Genomic DNA, 15,871 nt, shown 5'->3' with positions numbered 1-15,871 from the left:
TGTCTATTTTTTCACTAAACAGTAGGGAATTGTGCGGTTATCCTTCTTATAAAACTCATTAAAGCTTTAAAAATATTTTCTTAGAAAAGGATTCATTTTTTGTCAGTGACATTCAAATTTTGACACATTAAAATGATTTCTAACCTTGAAAAAACAATGGAAATATAAAATGCCTACTGCGCAAGAAGTTTTAGATCGTTTGAAAGCAGGTAATCAACGATTTGTAAATGGAAATACTTCCCTTGCAAAAACCTTATCGCATCATGAACGCGCTGAAATGGCAAAGGATCAAAATCCGTTTGCAATTGTATTAGGCTGTTCAGATTCTCGTGTACCAGCAGAAATGGTATTTGATCAAGGTCTTGGTGACTTATTCGTAATCCGTGTTGCTGGTAATGTTGTTGCGCCTTCACAAGTTGGTAGTGTTGAGTTTGCGGCAGAACGTTATGATTGTCCGGTTGTAGTTGTATTAGGGCATAGTCATTGCGGTGCGATTCAAGCGACTATTGATACGTTGATGAACCCTGATCATCCGCCTTCATCTAACTTAATGTCGATTGTGAACCGTGTTCGACCATCAGTTGAAATTTTAATGCAAACTGATCTGAAAAATGATTTGAAAAAACTTTCATGTCATGCAGTACGTTCAAACGTTTTTGCTTCGGTCAATCAATTACGTCATGGCTCGGCTGTATTAGAAAACCTGATTGCAAAAGGCGAGTTGATTGTTGTTGGTGCTGAGTATTCATTAGAAACTGGTGAAGTTACTTTTTTTGACTTCTAATCAGTCTATAAAGATTTAAAACTAAAAGGTGCCTATAGGGCACCTTTTATGTATGGATAAGCTAAATTAAGTAATTTTGACTGCGCTTGCGCATTTGGATGAATCAAGTCATTTTGCATTAGTTGTCTTTGTCCAGCGACGCCATCAAGGAAAAACGGTAGCAGTTTCACCTGATATTTTTGGCTTACAGTTTTATAATTGGTTTCAAATGCTTTGCTATAAGCTGTGCCATAATTAGGCGGAATCTTCATACCAAAAAGAATAACCTGCGCCTTTTGTTGTTGGCTTAAATGGACGAGCTGCGACAGATTTTGTTGAATCATTTGTGGTGGTTGACCTCGTAAACCATCATTCCCACCTAATTCAATAACTACGACTTCGGGTTTATACGTTTGTAAAAGCTTAGGTAATCTGGCCAAAGCGCCACTTGTGGTTTCACCACTCATACTTGCATTGACCACTTTATGTTGTTTGGGATACTGTTGGTCTAGACGTTTTTGTAGTAATTGTACCCAACCTTGTTTAGGGTCTATTCCGTAACCGGCACTAATACTATCTCCTAAAATTAAAATAGTTTTGGCCGAGACCAACATAGGCAACATGCTCAATGCGATGAGCAAGAGACTTTTAGAACCAGACAAATAAGATTTATACATTTGTGTTTCGACCCGAATACTAAATATATAGGACTGTCCCCATCATGCCACAACCTATCATTGCTGCCCATCAAGTTACACAAACTATTCAGATTAACCAAAATCAATTTACGATTTTAAAAAATATCGATTTAGATATTTATGAAGGGGAGCAGGTAGCCATTACGGGACGTTCTGGTTCAGGAAAATCGACTTTACTTGGTATCTTAGCGACTTTAGACCAACCGTCTGAAGGCGAAGTATGGTTATGTGGTCAGCCTGTTCATGAGTTGACGGAGGAACAGCGCGCCCAGATCAGAATGCAGCATGTTGGCTTTGTATTTCAGTCTTTCCAACTTTTACCGCAGTTAAGTGCGCTTGAAAACGTGATGTTGCCGCTTCGGTTACGTAAAGATTTTGATTATAAAATTGCTGAGCAGAAAGCTTTAGATTGGTTGCATCGGGTAGGTTTAAGCCGTCAAGCGGAACAAACGCCTAAAGTCTTATCTGGTGGAGAGCAGCAACGTGTGGCAATAGCACGGGCCCTTATTGCAGAACCACAAATTATTTTTGCAGATGAACCTACTGGAAACCTAGATGGTCAAACAGCCCAAGAAATTGAACGACTACTTTTTGATTTAAATAAAGAGCTCGGTACAACGCTTATTTTGGTCACACATGACCGTAATTTGGCTGGACTTTGCCAACGTCATGTTGAATTAAATGATGGCCGACTAAAGACAGTACAGGGTAGTTAGACTATGCGTAATCTACTTAAGCCACTTTTGCTACAAAGCTTTCGCACTGGAGGGTTATATTTACTCATCATTGCGCTTTCACTTGCGATTAGTGCGACCACGGCTCTTAAGTTTAGTAATGACCAAGTTAAAAATGCGGTTAGCCTACAAGCCTCGCAAATGTTAGCAGCTGATTTGGTTCTATCAAATAACGAACCTCTAGACACTAAATGGCAAAAAAAGGCGGAACAGATTGGATTAAAGCAGACTCATGTGACTATGTTTAGTTCAATGGCACATACTCAAGATCAGTTTGTCATGGTCAATGTGAAAGCTATAGAACCTGCGTTTCCATTAAGAGGAAAACTTGAGATTGAGCCTAGAGCACAGAGTATTCAACCTGGTCAAGTGTGGCTAAGTCAAAGAGCAGCTGATTTACTTAAAGTTAAACTTGGCGATACGGTATCTATTGCAGATGCCCAATTTCGCTTTAGCGGCGTAATTTTTCGGGATTCAAATCAAGAACTCGGTTTTTCAGGTTTTTCGCCCACAGTTATTATTCATCAAGCCGATATTGCTAAAACCCATGCAATTCAAACTGGAAGTAGAATCGATTATAGACTGTTAATGTCTGGTCAACCTAATCAAGTACAAAACTTTAGCAAGCAATTTAAACAACAACATAAAACTGTAAATGATCAGGAAGAAACCATAGGTTTACGCTTACGTGATGCCAGTGAATCAAATAGCAGATTATTACGACCGCTAGAAAACCTAGATACCTTTTTGCAACTTGCCAATATTTTAACGATTTTATTGTGTGGTATTGCTATTGCTTTAACAAGCCAACGTTATGTTCAGCAAAACCAAGATCATATTGCTGTAATACGTTGCTTTGGTGCTAGCAAGTTCCAAATTTTATGGGCCTATATTGGGCTACTTTGCGTAGTCAGCGTAATTTCAATTGTGATTGGTAGTCTATTAGGAATAATGATGGGCTATGGTTTACTTGAGCTCATGTTACAACTGATTCCACAACTGGAATTAAGTTTTTCTGTAGTTGGATTTTTACTTGGTCCCTTACCAATTGCCATTTTTACCAGTGTAATTGTGCTACTTGGGTTTATTTTGCCAAGCATTTGGGAATTGTTAAATACGCCACCTATTCGAGTTATTCGCGAACAGGCAAAATCCCGAAAATCATTATTCTTTATGTTTTTTGCAGGCATCACCAGTCTTGTTATTTTTAGCTTAGTTTTAAGTGAAAACTTAATGCTCAGCATTATAGTTTTGGCTGCCATTATCGTTCTTTGTATTTTGCTGTACACCGTTGTTTGGGGTTTGCTTCGTAGTTTAAAAAAGATGAAAACTCGTTTGGCTTTTTATATTCGTTCACCATCGCAAAGTGCCTTACAAATTACTGCTTTGGCTTTAGGGTTAAGTCTTATTACAGTGTTAAGCGTGCTCAGAACAGATTTACTAGAACGCTGGCAACAGCAGTTACCTGAGGGTACACCAAACCAGTTTGTATACGGGTTGCCTCCATTTGATTTAAAAGCTTTTGAGCAACAATTAAAACAAAATGGTTGGCAAAGCACACCGTTATATCCCAATGTTCGGGGGCGATTACTCGCAAAGAATGATATTCCTTTTTCTGAAGATGCGATCAAGCAAAATAATTCTTTAAGACGTGAATTAAATTTAACTCAGTCAAGTACATTACCAAATGACAATGTCATTACAAAGGGGCAGGCCACTTTTAATGCTGTAGGGCAAGTTTCGGTCGAGGCAAAAACTGCTGAAAGTCTAGGTATCCAGCTTGGCGATAAGCTTACTTTTAGCCTGCCAGACGGTACTTTACAGGCTAAAGTTGTGAATTTTAGAAATGTTGAATGGGAAAGTTTTAGCCCAAACTTCTTCTTTATATTTTCACCTAAAACTTTAGATGAAAATGCTGGTAGCTATTTGGGCAGTTTTTATGTGCCTAAACAAGATCAACCTAAAATGATCCATATGATTCAACAATTTTCAAATACGGTTTTTATTGATGTTGACCGTATTTTGGATGAAGTAAAGCACTTAATGAATGTCTTGGTTAAAATTGTGACTGTGCTTGCAGCTTTAGTTGGCTTTTCTGGGATACTTGTTTTAATTGCTTGTTTAAATCTATTAATGGATGAACGCCGTCGGGAAGTGGCTTTGTTGCGTTCATTTGGTTTGTCTAAAAATAAAATGAAGCAAATGCTCAGTTTAGAAATTGGATTTTTAGGGCTGTTAGCAGGCATTGTTGCCTGCTGTTTTGCCGAGGTAATTAGTGCAATTGCAAGTTATAAAATGAAGATGACTTTACAGTGGCATATTGAAATATGGTTAATTTTACCGCTTGCCATGATGTTACTTTGTGCTCTTATTGGTCGATATAGACTAGGTTATCTTTGTAATTTACCGCCACTACAAAGTTTAAGAGAGTTGAACCAGATTTAAGTTAGGGCAGTATTTCTGGATTCTGAATTAAAACTTCATGCCAAAGTGGAAGTAATGGTGAGTTAAGCTGATTACAGTAAATATAGAAACCGACAGTCATGAAAAGTCCTCCCACTAACCCTAAGAATTTTAGGAGGCTTTTAAATTGAGTGTGGTAGCTTAAATACCAAATGAGTGCGAGTAAGGCACCCATAATCATACCGCCGACATGTGCAGCATTATTAATACCTGTGGCAACCAGACCAAATATAAGGTTAATGGCCATAATCATTAATAATGCTTTTTTATCAAGTATGTAGACTTGATGTGGCAAGGGTGGAAATAAAGAAAGAACGGTTAACGCTGCACCTAATCCCATCACAGCGCCCGATGCACCTGCACTTACGTGAGGAAGTAAGCTTTGATCAAAATGTTGTAGTAATTCATGTCCATTTTGAATATTGATATAACTACTCAAAAGACTACCAAACAAACCTGCAAGTAAATATAGACCAATAAAATATAAGCGACCAAATAAAGCTTCAGCGACATTACCAAAAATATATAGGGCCCACATGTTGAGCATAAGGTGAATAATACCAAAGTGAAAAAACATGTTGGTAAATAAACGTTCTGGCTGTCCAGAGAAAGTAAGTGGTGTAAAATCTGCTCCCCAGCGAAGTGCATCTTTTATAGCTGGGTCACTTATGTCCACCCCAGATACAATTTGCCAGATGAACAAACCTACATTGATCGAGATCAGTAGGGCGGTCAGCCACCAAGCTTGTACATTGAGTTTACGATTAATGTGCGGAGGCTGAGTTTGAGTCATGCTATGCTTTTGTTATATATGAACATGCTTTACAGCTTAACATGAAAAAAGTTGAATACAGGAGATCAAGACGAACATGAAAGCTTTTATTGTTCGCGTGTTGTTAATTTTTATTGGGGCAATTCTCCTTATTCAGCTTTGGATCTTTTCAAGTTTGGTTTGGTGGCGTACACATGAAGTTGATACCACCATGTTTATGCGAATTGATTATTGGTCAGATACATCTCGGCCGATTGTTCATGAATGGCTCGACTATGATGATATTAGCGACAATTTCAAACATGCGATTTTGGCAGGCGAAGATGCAAAATTTATTCATCATCATGGCTTTGACTGGTATGGTATCCGTTTTGCTCTAGAGCGTAATAATGAAGAAGGTGAAGTTGTTGCAGGTGGTTCTACCGTGTCTCAACAACTTGCAAAGAACTTGTTCTTATATAATCAGCGCTCATTTATTCGTAAAGGCCAAGAAACGATAGCAACGTGGATGATGGAGCGCATGTGGTCAAAACGCCGAATTCTTGAGGTGTATATGAACTCGGTTGAATTTGGTAAACATTTATATGGGGTTGAAGCAGCTGCTCAATATTATTATGGTAAAAGTGCTAAAAGCTTAACACGCGAACAAGCAGCTTTTTTAGCAGCCTTATTGCCTGATCCGAAATATTATCAAGATCACCGCAATGATCGTAAACTACAATATCGAAAACGCGTAATTTTACGTTATATGAATAGCACCCCAATTCCTGAATAACACTGTCTTAAAGATGTGTTATTTTTTTAATTTTTATAAAATTGACATAATTTTGCAGCATACTGTTTTGCAGAGATTTTGGTTGGAAAGAGATAGATTTAGACATGAATACAGCGATTACAGCAACGACCCCAACAGAATATAGTTATAACGACCGTTATATTAATCGTGAGTTGTCTATTCTTGACTTTCATTTGCGTGTATTGGAACAGGCAGTCGACCCTTTACATCCTCTATTAGAGCGAATGAATTTCTTACTGATTTTTTCGCGTAATTTAGATGAGTTTTTTGAAATTCGTGTAGCGGGAGTCATGGAGCAATATGCTCTAGGTAATGAAAGTCGAAGTCCAGATGGCTTAACACCAAGACAAGTCTTACAAAAAATCTCTGAAACTGCTCACGCTGCAATTGAACGTCAATATCGTATTTTAAACGAAGAAATTTTACCTAAACTTCGTGAGGAAGATATTTGCTTCTTGCGTCGTGGGGAGTTAACACCAGCTCAATCGGCGTGGGTGAAAAAGTATTTTCAGGAACAGGTCGCACCTGTGTTGACACCAATTAGCTTAGATCCAGCCCATCCATTTCCACGCTTAGTCAATAAAAGCTTAAACTTTATTGTGACCTTAGAAGGTAAAGATGCGTTTGGCCGTCAAATTGATTTAGCTGTTGTACCAGCGCCGCGTTCATTGCCACGTGTTGTACGATTACCAGACGAACTAACGGGTGGCAAAGAGCATCATGTTATGCTGTCCGCAATTATTCATGAACACGTATCAGACTTGTTCCCTGGCATGACTGCAACTGGATGCTATCAATTCCGCGTAACTCGTAATGCGGATTTGGCGCTCAATGAAGACGTTGAAGATTTAGCTAAAGCTTTAAAAGGTGAATTAAGTTCACGTCGATTTGGTCGTGCAGTTCGTTTGGAGGTAACTCACAACTGTCCACAGCATATTTATGAATATTTGCTTGAAGAATTCGACTTAAACGAAGAACAACTATACAAAGTTGATGGCCCTGTAAACTTAGCCCGTCTGGTTTCAAACTTTAAACGTCCTCATTTACGTTACGACTCACACACGCCAGTCGTACCGAAAGTGTTTAAAAAGACCGAGAGTATTTTCTCGGCTATGCAAAAGCAGGATATTTTACTGCATCATCCTTTTGAATCATTTGCTCCTGTTATTCAGTTACTCCGTGAAGCAGCACGTGACCCACAGGTGCTCGCAATTAAACAAACGCTTTACCGCAGTGGAGCGGACTCTGAAATTGTTCAAGTCTTGGCCGAAGCTGCACGTAATGGAAAAGAAGTAACAGCAGTCATTGAATTACGTGCCCGTTTTGATGAGGAATCAAATATTGAAGTGGCAAATGTACTTCAAGAAGCAGGGGCGGTAGTTGTTTACGGTATTGTGGGTTATAAAACACATGCCAAAATGATTATGGTGGTACGCCGTGAAAACAATAAACTGGTACGTTATGTTCATTTAGGAACAGGTAACTACCATGCTATGAATGCCCGTATCTATACCGATTATGGTCTCATGACGACCGATAAAGACTTGTGTGAAGACGTACACCGTATTTTCCAAGAGCTGACTGGTATGGGCAAAATGGCAAAGCTGAAAAAGTTACTCCATGCTCCTTTTACTTTGCATGCTCAGCTCATCAATTTCATTGATGAAGAGATTGCCAATGCAAAGGCTGGTCGTAAAGCCCAAATTATTGTGAAAGTAAATGCATTAACTGAAGTTCAACTCATTAATAAATTATACGAAGCTTCTCAAGCTGGCGTGCAGGTAGATCTCATCATTCGTTCGATTTGTTGCTTACGTCCAGGCTTACCAAATTTATCGGAAAATATTCGTGTACGTTCGATTGTAGGACGTTTCCTTGAACATACACGTGTTTATTACTTTAGTAATAATGGTGATGCCCGCATTTATTGTTCAAGTGCTGACTGGATGGACCGTAACTTATTTAATCGTGTTGAGGCATGTTTCCCAATTGAAGATCCTGCGTTGAAAAAACGTATTTATCAGCAAGGTCTTCTTAATTATTTGCAAGATAACCAGCAAGCTTGGTTATTACAAGGGGATGGTACTTGGATACGTGCGCAGCCTGCTGAGGGTGAAAAATTACATAATGCTCAAAGAGAATTATTAGAAACATTTAAATAAAACTTAATATTAAAAAGCCGGCTTCGTGTCGGCTTTTTAATTATTTGAAATTCATAGTAATTTAATATGATTTCTTAAATGGTTGCAGGATATACGATAATAATTTGAAACACCGCAATATGTTTTAAAAATATGTGATTCTTTACATAAAACATTGAATTTTAAAAATATACAAATTACGTGAAATCTACTTTAATACGCGGCATTAAATATACTTAACTTTGGTAAGTGAATAATATGCAAGGCTTTATTAAAAGTTTATTTATTAGAATATTTTTAGGGGTAATGCCAGTGACTGCATATGCAGATCAAAAGTGCTATGGAGATATTATTGTTTTTCATAAATATGATGATCAAATGATATATCCCTACTTTATACAACCCTCTAAGGAAAAAAATAAGAAAAATGAATCACAAACCAAGGTAATAACGGTCCAGAAAAGAAAACCTACTCAAGATGAACTGGTAGCACAAAAGAAAGTTGAAGATACTCAATTAAAAAAAATAGATGAAAAGAAAAATCTTGAGAATAAAAAACAGCTTGATGCAGCAGTCGCTAAAGAAATTTTAGAAAATGGCGAAAAAAAATGGATGGTACAGGTAGCGTTGGCACCTAATCAAAATAAAGCAAATATGATCCAGTCACAATTGCAGGCGAAAGGATATAAGATTGTGACTAGCCCAACCACAAAAGGAATACGGGTTATGGTAGACCCCGCTAATGATTTTGCGATTGCACAAATTATTCGAGAAAAAATAATTTCAGATGAGAGTTTAGATTTAAAATCGGCTTGGGTTTTTAAATGGGCTTCTTTAACAGCACAGTAAAAGAAAAAGGAGTCTGAAGACTCCTTTTTTTATTCATGTAAATTTGTTGTGATCTTCTGCATGATTTGCAGTAGTACGTCAAACTCGCTTTGCAATGGCGTACTTTTACGCGTAACGAGTGCTAGAGTACGACTTGGTGCATCTTCAATTGGTTTTGCAGTAATCTGATCATTAAACTTGATCATACTATTTTCAATTGCGATTTCTGGTAAAAGCGTAAAACCTAAATTAGAAGAAACCATTTCGACTAATGTTGGTAGTGAACTTGCTTTTAAACGGTTATCGTTTTTACGTTCACCAATTGGACAAGCACTTAATACATGGTCACGTAAACAGTGGCCTTCTTCAAGCAAAATAAGGCGTGACAAATCAAGGTCATCGAGAGAGTTTGCTTGAAGTGCATTTGTATCTTGCTTACTACAAACAAGATATAAATTTTCTTTTGAAATTTCAGCTACTTTTAGACTTCTTGTGTCAAAAGGTAGGGCAAGGACGATCATGTCCAAATTACCGTGTTCTAAGCGTTCTACAATTTTCTCACTTTGAGCTTCATGTAAATGCAACTGAATCTTCGGTAATTGTTGATGCACTTCATCAAGTAACCGTGTCAGGATAAAAGGTGCAATGGTTGGAATAACACCTAAATGAAGATCACCAGTTAATGGTTCACTCATTTCACGGCTTAAACGCATTAAATCCTGAGCATCTGCTAGCAATACACGGGCTCGAGCAACGACTTGTTCACCTAATGGTGTTAAACGCACATTTTGACGGTCACGCTCAACCAGAACGCCACCTAATAGCCTTTCCAGCTCCATGATACCGCCCGATAAAGTCGATTGGGTAACAAAAGAGCGTCGTGCTGCTTCAGTAAAATGCAAAGTTTCCGACAACGTAACTAAATATGATAGCTGTCTTAGTGAGGGTAATGCAGCCATAGTGTCCTAGTATGATGATTTAAAATGATGCGCAAATAAACCGCTAAGCTGTGGAATAAAATGGGCAGGGATATCATGCCCCATTCCATCAATTAATTCAAACTTAGCACCGGAAATTGCTTTTGCTACAGCCTTACCGTGGCTTGGTGGAAGTAAGCGGTCACGCGAGCCATGTAAGACTATAGTGGGTTGCTTAATTTCACGGTCCAGTTGCAGTAAGGAACCTGTACATAATATTGCTAAAAACTGTTGAAGTACACCAGCAGGATAATAGCTACGTTGATAAAGTTTTCGTGCAGTTTGTACAGCTTCAATATGGTTAATATAACCAGGAGAACCAATCAATTGGAATAATTTTAAGCTGTGGTTAACAATCCCTTCTTCATCACGTGATTCTGGCTTGCCAATTAAGCTTAAAAGTTGTTTAGGAAACGGTGGGGGTAAAAACGGTTGGTTGTTACTTGTAAACATCAAACCTAATTTTTCTACTTTTTCCGGATATTTTGCAGCAAGTATCTGAGCAATCATGCCGCCCATTGAGGCACCGATCACATGCGCTTTACTTATGCCTAAACGGTCGAGAAGCATCGATACATCATCTGCCATATCATAGAGCGTATAAGGTGCACCTTGATTACTTAACCCTAAAGCAAAACGCCCCATCAATTTCATGGTATTTAAACGTTTACCCTGATGACGTACTTTCGAAGAAAGGCCAATATCACGGTTATCAAAACGAATAACACGAAAACCTTGATCAATGAGCGATTTACAGAAAAAGTCCGGCCAAAATAGCATTTGGGCACCTAGACCCATAATCAGCAAAATGGTCGGATGTTCTGCTTTTCCTCCTACTTCTACATGCAATTCAATACCATTGCCTAAGTTGACTTTGGTTTCTTGCATAAAAGGAGTGTAGGGTGAAATACTAAATTGTAAGGCGCTATTCATGTTATGCATTCCTTGAAGGGAATACTCTCGAGCGAGCATTCCCAATTTAAACCTTATGCTTGGGCAGGAATAAGATCTGGAACAAGCTTAGTTAACGTTAAACGTTGCTTGCCTGCTGTTGCACCTAACAATACGAAACCACGCAATGTTCCTTCATTGTCAATTGCTTTGGCAAGCATACCATCGTCGAATTCTTCAGTTTCCCAATTTACATCGACATCAACCGGAGCCGGTAAAACTGTAAGCGGTGCAGCCGGAGTTTTTACCGCAACTGGCATAGCGGGGTAATGTACATTTGTCTGTTGACCGCTTAATGTTTTTGCTAGAGCACGCGCTTGTTGCATAATTGGCATTACATAAGGAAGCAGGGTACCGTTCACTTCTGCACAGTCACCAATTGCATAAATATCGGCTTGATTGGTTTCAAGCAAGCTATTGGTAATTACACCACGGCTAGTTTGAATATTTGCGCTTTGAGCAAGAGAAATATTCGGTTGTAAGCCAATGGCTGAAAGCACAATATCAGCGACCAAAGTCTGACCATTTGCCAATGTAACCGCGTAATCTTCACCGTTATTAATTTTATTTACTTTTTCAACAGTTGTGCCTAAAGCAAATTTAACCCCAGCTTCTTCAAGATTTTCTTGGAAAGCTGAAGCAATGTGTGAAGGTAATAAACGGCCTAATGGTTGAGGCGCTAAATCAATTACCGTTACATCATATTCGCTATGAAGTAAGTCATTGGCAAATTCACAACCAATCAAACCAGCACCCAAAATCACAACACGTTTATCTTTGCGCTGAGCTAGATTTTCACGGAAAGAACGATAATCAATAAGAGAGTTCACTACATGAATGTCATCACTGCCATCACCTGCAATTGCAAGACGAATCGGGTTGGCACCAACGGCTAAAATCAGTTTTGAATACGGTTGATTTGAAGTTACCCCATCTTTTTCCAGAACAAGCTCATGACGCTCAGCTAAAATTTCTTTTACCCATGTAAAAGGCTCAATACGCATATTGAGCTGCGCACTCATTTTTGCGGCATCACCTAAAGGGATCTGTTCTGGAGCCTTTTTACCTGCAAAAGCGTTAGATAACGTTGGTTTTGCATAGTTCACTGCATCATCCGCACAAATCATCACAAGTTCTTGCTCTGGGTTAAGCTTACGGAACTCACGTGCTAAGGTATAACCCGCCATGCCTGATCCGATAATGACGATTGGATGCATTTTTTTCTCCAGAATTAGAATTGTTCATTTAATACGGTGATTGGTGATATATAAAAAAGACCATGTAAATCATGGCCTTTTAATTTAAGACATTAGATTTCGATCATTTCAAAGTCAGCTTTTGAAACGCCACAATCAGGGCAAGTCCAATCATCAGGGATATCTTCCCATTTTGTTCCAGCTGCAATGCCGTCTTGTGGCCAACCTTCTGCTTCATCGTAAATCCATCCACAAACGATACATTGATATTTTTTCATGAGACTCTCCGCACTGATAAGTTTGCTCAAAGCTGCCTTTCAGTAAAACTATTCCATCTATTAATAATGTAACTACGATCCGTTCAATAATAACTAATGTAGCTTTGATCGGGTATCAAATTTTTACGCAGTTCTACATTTAAAGTAAAGCACATAAGGGAGTTTAATCATTCGTAAGCAAAGATGAATGGCATATCGAGACAAATAAGTGGTTATTTAGGCAAAACTTCCACTTAAACGCATAATAAATCATATGTTTTTATTCACTCATTAATGTAATAAGACCTTACGTGATATGAAGGGTTACAAAAAGAGCAAAGCATTTATATAAATAAAGTTCTTAAAAATGTAATCTGGTTAATAAATGAATAAATAAAATGATGTTTATATAAAACGAGAAAGTTTATTGAACACTTAGTAACAGAGATAAGGAAGTCGAATATGGAAATTCTAGTATATGAAGTAGAAATTAATGCGCCTATAGAAAAAGTATGGGACATACTCTGGAATAGTGAAACATTTAATGCATGGACAAAATTCTTTGCACCGGATTCTTCAATGAAGACGGACTGGAAAGTTGGCGGTAATACATATTTTCTAGACGGAGAAGGAAATGGAATGGTTTCAACCATTGAAGAAATGCAAAAGCCTGAAGTATTAATTTTTAAACATTTAGGAATGATTAAAGAAGGAAAAGAAGACTTAGAAAGTGAAGAGGTGAAAAGCTGGAGTGGTTCGTTAGAAAAATATTTTTTAAGCCAAAATGGGAATACTACAACTTTAAAAGTTGAATTGGCCACCTTACCTGAATATATCGGTATGTTAAAAAGTGGCTTTGTTCAAGGTTTTGAAGTTGTAAAACATATTGCTGAAGGAAGTTAATTTATCTTATTCAGTTAATTGTTTAGGCAAAGTATTTTTTATGAATTTTAGAAATAAGATCATTGAGACGAGAAGGATAAGCAAGACGATGATGGCCTCCGTCATATGTTTCTACTGTCATATAAGGTGAAAGCTTTTCCTGTACTTGATACATATCAAGTTGTTCGTCTCCTAACTCTAAATAAGCCATTTTAGGATTAGAGTGATCAAGATCTTCATCACAAAGGTCGGGATAATCATTACGAAAACTAGGATTAAGGCTTGGATTGGCAACAACAACAGCTAACTTATGTTGAGCAGCTGTTTTTAAAGCCCAGTAGCCACCAAGGCTATGGCCGACTAATAAATCTGGTTTAATCGTTTCAATTGCTTGATGATAAAAGTCCTTCACTGAGGCATAACTTAAGTTACGATAATCCACATCAATACAAAATTTTTCAGGATGCAAGATGGCATGGAATTTTGTTGATTCACGAGAAGAATCCAAGCCATGTAAAAATAGAATTTTCATTATTTGCTACACAATCTCATAGATAAAATAAAAGGCAAAATAGGCCTTTTAAAAATCGAGGTTATTTGGATTTTTTTATATTTTACTTAAAGCTAAAAAAAATGATCTTAGCGATTGGTCTAACTAATTTTCATCATTCAAACCGCCTTTAATGTGATGGCTTTGACTTTTTTCATTTTTGTTTGATTGAAATCATTCGAAAAACCTCAGCAATCTGTTAAGCTATGCCACTTCATTTTTACTTAATCGAGGCAGAGATGACGCAACAAAACGCTCAATCGACTTCTGAACCAACTATTTCCGAAAACGATTTAATTGCACAGCGTCATGCCAAATTAAAGCAAATCCAAGATGTTGCAAAGGATACTGGAAAGAGTCCTTGGCCAAATACATTCAAACGTGAACATTACGCTGCTGATCTACAAGAACAATTTAAAGATCAGTCGAAAGAACAAATTGAAAGCGCTGAACATGTATATGTAAAAGTCGCTGGCCGTGTCATGTTAAACCGTGGTTCTTTTATGGTGATTCAAGATATGACTGGTCGCATTCAGTTATATGTTGACCGCAAAGGTTTACCAAAAGATACGCTTGAAACTATTAAAGGTTTAGACCTGGGCGACATTATTGCTGCTGAAGGATATATTGGTCGTTCAGGCAAAGGTGACTTGTATGTACACCTTGAAGGTTTTGAACTTCTTACAAAATCACTTCGTCCGTTACCAGATAAATTTCATGGTTTGAACGATACAGAAGTTAAATACCGTAAACGTTACCTCGACTTAATCGTGAATGAAGAAACTCGTAAGACTTTTGAAATTCGTGCCAAAGTCGTTGCAGGTATTCGCGCATTTTTAACAAATGAACGTTTCATGGAAGTTGAAACGCCAATGATGCATGTGATTCCAGGTGGTGCGTCTGCACGTCCGTTTGAAACGCATCACAATGCTCTAGATATGCCATTATTCTTGCGTATTGCACCTGAGCTTTACTTAAAGCGTTTGGTTGTTGGTGGTTTTGAGCGCGTGTTTGAAATTAACCGTAACTTCCGTAATGAAGGGGTGTCAACGCGTCACAACCCTGAATTTACAATGATCGAGTTTTATCAAGCTTATGCTGATTATAAAGACTTGATGGCTTTAACTGAAAACATGCTTGAAAAGCTAGCTCTTGATATTTTAGGTACGACTGATGTGCCTTACCAAGGTGAAGTGTTTAGCTTTAAAGGGCCATTCAAGAAAATCTCTATGTTCGATGCGATTTTAGAGAATAACCCTCAGTTCACACCTGAAAATGTAGGTGATCGTGAGTTCCTTGCAAAATTTGTGCGTGAAGAGCTGAAAGAAGAAGTTAAACCTGGTTTTGGTTTAGGCAAACTTCAAACGATTGTATTTGAAGAAACAGTTGAGACTAAACTTCGTCAGCCTACTTTTATTACTGAATATCCAGCGGAAACTTCTCCACTCGCTCGTCGTAATGATGACAATCCACACATTACTGATCGTTTTGAATTTTTCATCGGCGGACGTGAATTGGCAAATGGCTTTAGCGAGTTAAATGATCCGATTGATCAGGCTGAACGTTTCCAAGCTCAGGTTGCGGAAAAAGATGCAGGTGATGATGAAGCAATGCATTACGATGCAGAGTTTGTTGAAGCGCTTGAATATGGTTTACCTCCAACAGCGGGTGAAGGTATTGGTATTGACCGTTTGGTTATGCTTTTTGCAGATGCGCCAAGTATTCGTGATGTAATTTTATTCCCGCATATGCGTCGTAAAGAAGGTTAATTTAATCTTCAATAAAAAAGGCAGTGTAAACTGCCTTTTTTATTAACTATTTATATATAAAAAATACTTAAATTATAGAAAACTTAAGACCTCG

At 37.9% G+C, this 15,871-nt stretch carries 15 protein-coding genes; 8 read left to right on the top strand and 7 right to left on the bottom strand.

Annotation, left to right across the window (positions count from 1 at the left end):
* Positions 1-169: 169 nt before the first annotated feature.
* The gene (locus tag J576_RS05525) at positions 170-784 is read left to right on the top strand and encodes a carbonic anhydrase (protein WP_001141692.1); all 615 of its coding nucleotides are present in this window, start codon (positions 170-172) and stop codon (positions 782-784) included.
* A 32-nt stretch (positions 785-816) separates the two neighbouring features.
* On the opposite strand, the gene J576_RS05520 is transcribed toward J576_RS05525, so the two are convergent.
* A complete protein-coding gene (locus J576_RS05520) occupies positions 817-1,440 on the bottom strand; it encodes an arylesterase (RefSeq protein ID WP_002054308.1) in 624 nt (207 codons plus the stop codon).
* A 44-nt stretch (positions 1,441-1,484) separates the two neighbouring features.
* Between J576_RS05520 and J576_RS05515 the strand changes: the two genes are divergently transcribed.
* Together J576_RS05515 and J576_RS05510 are read left to right on the top strand one after the other, a co-directional pair.
* Positions 1,485-2,177 carry an ABC transporter ATP-binding protein gene (locus tag J576_RS05515; RefSeq protein WP_002054374.1) on the top strand — a complete coding sequence of 231 codons (693 nt, stop codon included), beginning with the start codon at positions 1,485-1,487 and terminating at the stop codon, positions 2,175-2,177.
* Positions 2,178-2,180: 3 nt separating this feature from the next.
* Positions 2,181-4,640: an ABC transporter permease gene (locus tag J576_RS05510; RefSeq protein WP_002054354.1), complete on the top strand. Its 2,460-nt coding sequence runs from the start codon at positions 2,181-2,183 to the stop codon at positions 4,638-4,640.
* A 1-nt stretch (position 4,641) separates the two neighbouring features.
* Here the strand turns inward: J576_RS05510 and J576_RS05505 are convergent, their stop codons facing one another.
* Positions 4,642-5,451 carry a rhomboid family intramembrane serine protease gene (locus tag J576_RS05505; RefSeq protein ID WP_002054357.1) on the bottom strand — a complete coding sequence of 270 codons (810 nt, stop codon included), beginning with the start codon at positions 5,449-5,451 and terminating at the stop codon, positions 4,642-4,644.
* A 76-nt stretch (positions 5,452-5,527) separates the two neighbouring features.
* Between J576_RS05505 and mtgA the strand changes: the two genes are divergently transcribed.
* The 3 genes from mtgA (at position 5,528) to J576_RS05490 (ending at position 9,216) form a co-directional block, all read left to right on the top strand.
* Complete coding sequence (mtgA, locus tag J576_RS05500; protein ID WP_002054442.1) at positions 5,528-6,205, top strand: monofunctional biosynthetic peptidoglycan transglycosylase; 678 nt, start codon at positions 5,528-5,530, stop codon at positions 6,203-6,205.
* Positions 6,206-6,309: 104 nt separating this feature from the next.
* On the top strand, positions 6,310-8,388 hold the full coding sequence (gene ppk1, locus J576_RS05495) for a polyphosphate kinase 1 (RefSeq protein WP_002054335.1): 2,079 nt from the start codon (positions 6,310-6,312) through the stop codon (positions 8,386-8,388).
* Between the two features lie 237 nt (positions 8,389-8,625).
* Entirely contained in the window at positions 8,626-9,216 is a 591-nt protein-coding gene (locus J576_RS05490; protein WP_002054358.1) for an SPOR domain-containing protein, read from the top strand.
* Positions 9,217-9,245: 29 nt separating this feature from the next.
* On the opposite strand, the gene oxyR is transcribed toward J576_RS05490, so the two are convergent.
* The 4 genes from oxyR to rubA form a co-directional block, all read right to left on the bottom strand.
* Positions 9,246-10,154 (bottom strand): LysR family transcriptional regulator OxyR, encoded by a 909-nt coding sequence (gene oxyR, locus J576_RS05485; RefSeq protein ID WP_002054474.1) that lies wholly within the window; start codon positions 10,152-10,154, stop codon positions 9,246-9,248.
* A 6-nt stretch (positions 10,155-10,160) separates the two neighbouring features.
* Positions 10,161-11,105 (bottom strand): esterase EstB, encoded by a 945-nt coding sequence (gene estB, locus J576_RS05480; RefSeq protein WP_002054414.1) that lies wholly within the window; start codon positions 11,103-11,105, stop codon positions 10,161-10,163.
* Positions 11,106-11,158: 53 nt separating this feature from the next.
* Complete coding sequence (gene rubB, locus J576_RS05475) at positions 11,159-12,340, bottom strand: rubredoxin reductase RubB (protein WP_002054427.1); 1,182 nt, start codon at positions 12,338-12,340, stop codon at positions 11,159-11,161.
* Between the two features lie 92 nt (positions 12,341-12,432).
* Positions 12,433-12,597, bottom strand: a complete 165-nt coding sequence (gene rubA / locus J576_RS05470) for a rubredoxin RubA (RefSeq protein WP_000760495.1) — start codon at positions 12,595-12,597, stop codon at positions 12,433-12,435.
* 441 nt (positions 12,598-13,038) lie between these two features.
* Between rubA and J576_RS05465 the strand changes: the two genes are divergently transcribed.
* Positions 13,039-13,479: an SRPBCC family protein gene (locus tag J576_RS05465; RefSeq protein ID WP_002054387.1), complete on the top strand. Its 441-nt coding sequence runs from the start codon at positions 13,039-13,041 to the stop codon at positions 13,477-13,479.
* Between the two features lie 22 nt (positions 13,480-13,501).
* Here J576_RS05465 and J576_RS05460 read toward each other — a convergent pair whose 3' ends face one another.
* Entirely contained in the window at positions 13,502-13,990 is a 489-nt protein-coding gene (locus J576_RS05460) for a YqiA/YcfP family alpha/beta fold hydrolase (RefSeq protein WP_000697206.1), read from the bottom strand.
* Between the two features lie 257 nt (positions 13,991-14,247).
* On the opposite strand from J576_RS05460, the gene lysS reads away from it, so the two are divergent.
* A complete protein-coding gene (gene lysS, locus J576_RS05455; RefSeq protein WP_002054306.1) occupies positions 14,248-15,777 on the top strand; it encodes a lysine--tRNA ligase in 1,530 nt (509 codons plus the stop codon).
* Positions 15,778-15,871: the final 94 nt, after the last annotated feature.

It is taken from the genome of Acinetobacter sp. 766875, assembly GCF_000582055.1.
In the GTDB taxonomy this organism is placed as follows: Bacteria; Pseudomonadota; Gammaproteobacteria; order Pseudomonadales; family Moraxellaceae; genus Acinetobacter; species Acinetobacter nosocomialis.
This window is presented reverse-complemented; position numbering and strand designations above follow the sequence as displayed.

Excerpts from the sequence above, each read along its gene's own strand:
- J576_RS05525 (WP_001141692.1), top strand. The coding sequence starts at position 170 with ATGCCTACTGCGCAAGAAGTTTTAGATCGTTTGAAAGCAGGTAATCAA.
- J576_RS05520 (WP_002054308.1), bottom strand. The coding sequence starts at position 1,440 with ATGTATAAATCTTATTTGTCTGGTTCTAAAAGTCTCTTGCTCATCGCA.
- J576_RS05515 (WP_002054374.1), top strand. The coding sequence starts at position 1,485 with ATGCCACAACCTATCATTGCTGCCCATCAAGTTACACAAACTATTCAG.
- J576_RS05510 (WP_002054354.1), top strand. The coding sequence starts at position 2,181 with ATGCGTAATCTACTTAAGCCACTTTTGCTACAAAGCTTTCGCACTGGA.
- J576_RS05505 (WP_002054357.1), bottom strand. The coding sequence starts at position 5,451 with ATGACTCAAACTCAGCCTCCGCACATTAATCGTAAACTCAATGTACAA.
- mtgA (WP_002054442.1), top strand. The coding sequence starts at position 5,528 with ATGAAAGCTTTTATTGTTCGCGTGTTGTTAATTTTTATTGGGGCAATT.
- ppk1 (WP_002054335.1), top strand. The coding sequence starts at position 6,310 with ATGAATACAGCGATTACAGCAACGACCCCAACAGAATATAGTTATAAC.
- J576_RS05490 (WP_002054358.1), top strand. The coding sequence starts at position 8,626 with ATGCAAGGCTTTATTAAAAGTTTATTTATTAGAATATTTTTAGGGGTA.
- oxyR (WP_002054474.1), bottom strand. The coding sequence starts at position 10,154 with ATGGCTGCATTACCCTCACTAAGACAGCTATCATATTTAGTTACGTTG.
- estB (WP_002054414.1), bottom strand. The coding sequence starts at position 11,105 with ATGAATAGCGCCTTACAATTTAGTATTTCACCCTACACTCCTTTTATG.
- rubB (WP_002054427.1), bottom strand. The coding sequence starts at position 12,340 with ATGCATCCAATCGTCATTATCGGATCAGGCATGGCGGGTTATACCTTA.
- rubA (WP_000760495.1), bottom strand. The coding sequence starts at position 12,597 with ATGAAAAAATATCAATGTATCGTTTGTGGATGGATTTACGATGAAGCA.
- J576_RS05465 (WP_002054387.1), top strand. The coding sequence starts at position 13,039 with ATGGAAATTCTAGTATATGAAGTAGAAATTAATGCGCCTATAGAAAAA.
- J576_RS05460 (WP_000697206.1), bottom strand. The coding sequence starts at position 13,990 with ATGAAAATTCTATTTTTACATGGCTTGGATTCTTCTCGTGAATCAACA.
- lysS (WP_002054306.1), top strand. The coding sequence starts at position 14,248 with ATGACGCAACAAAACGCTCAATCGACTTCTGAACCAACTATTTCCGAA.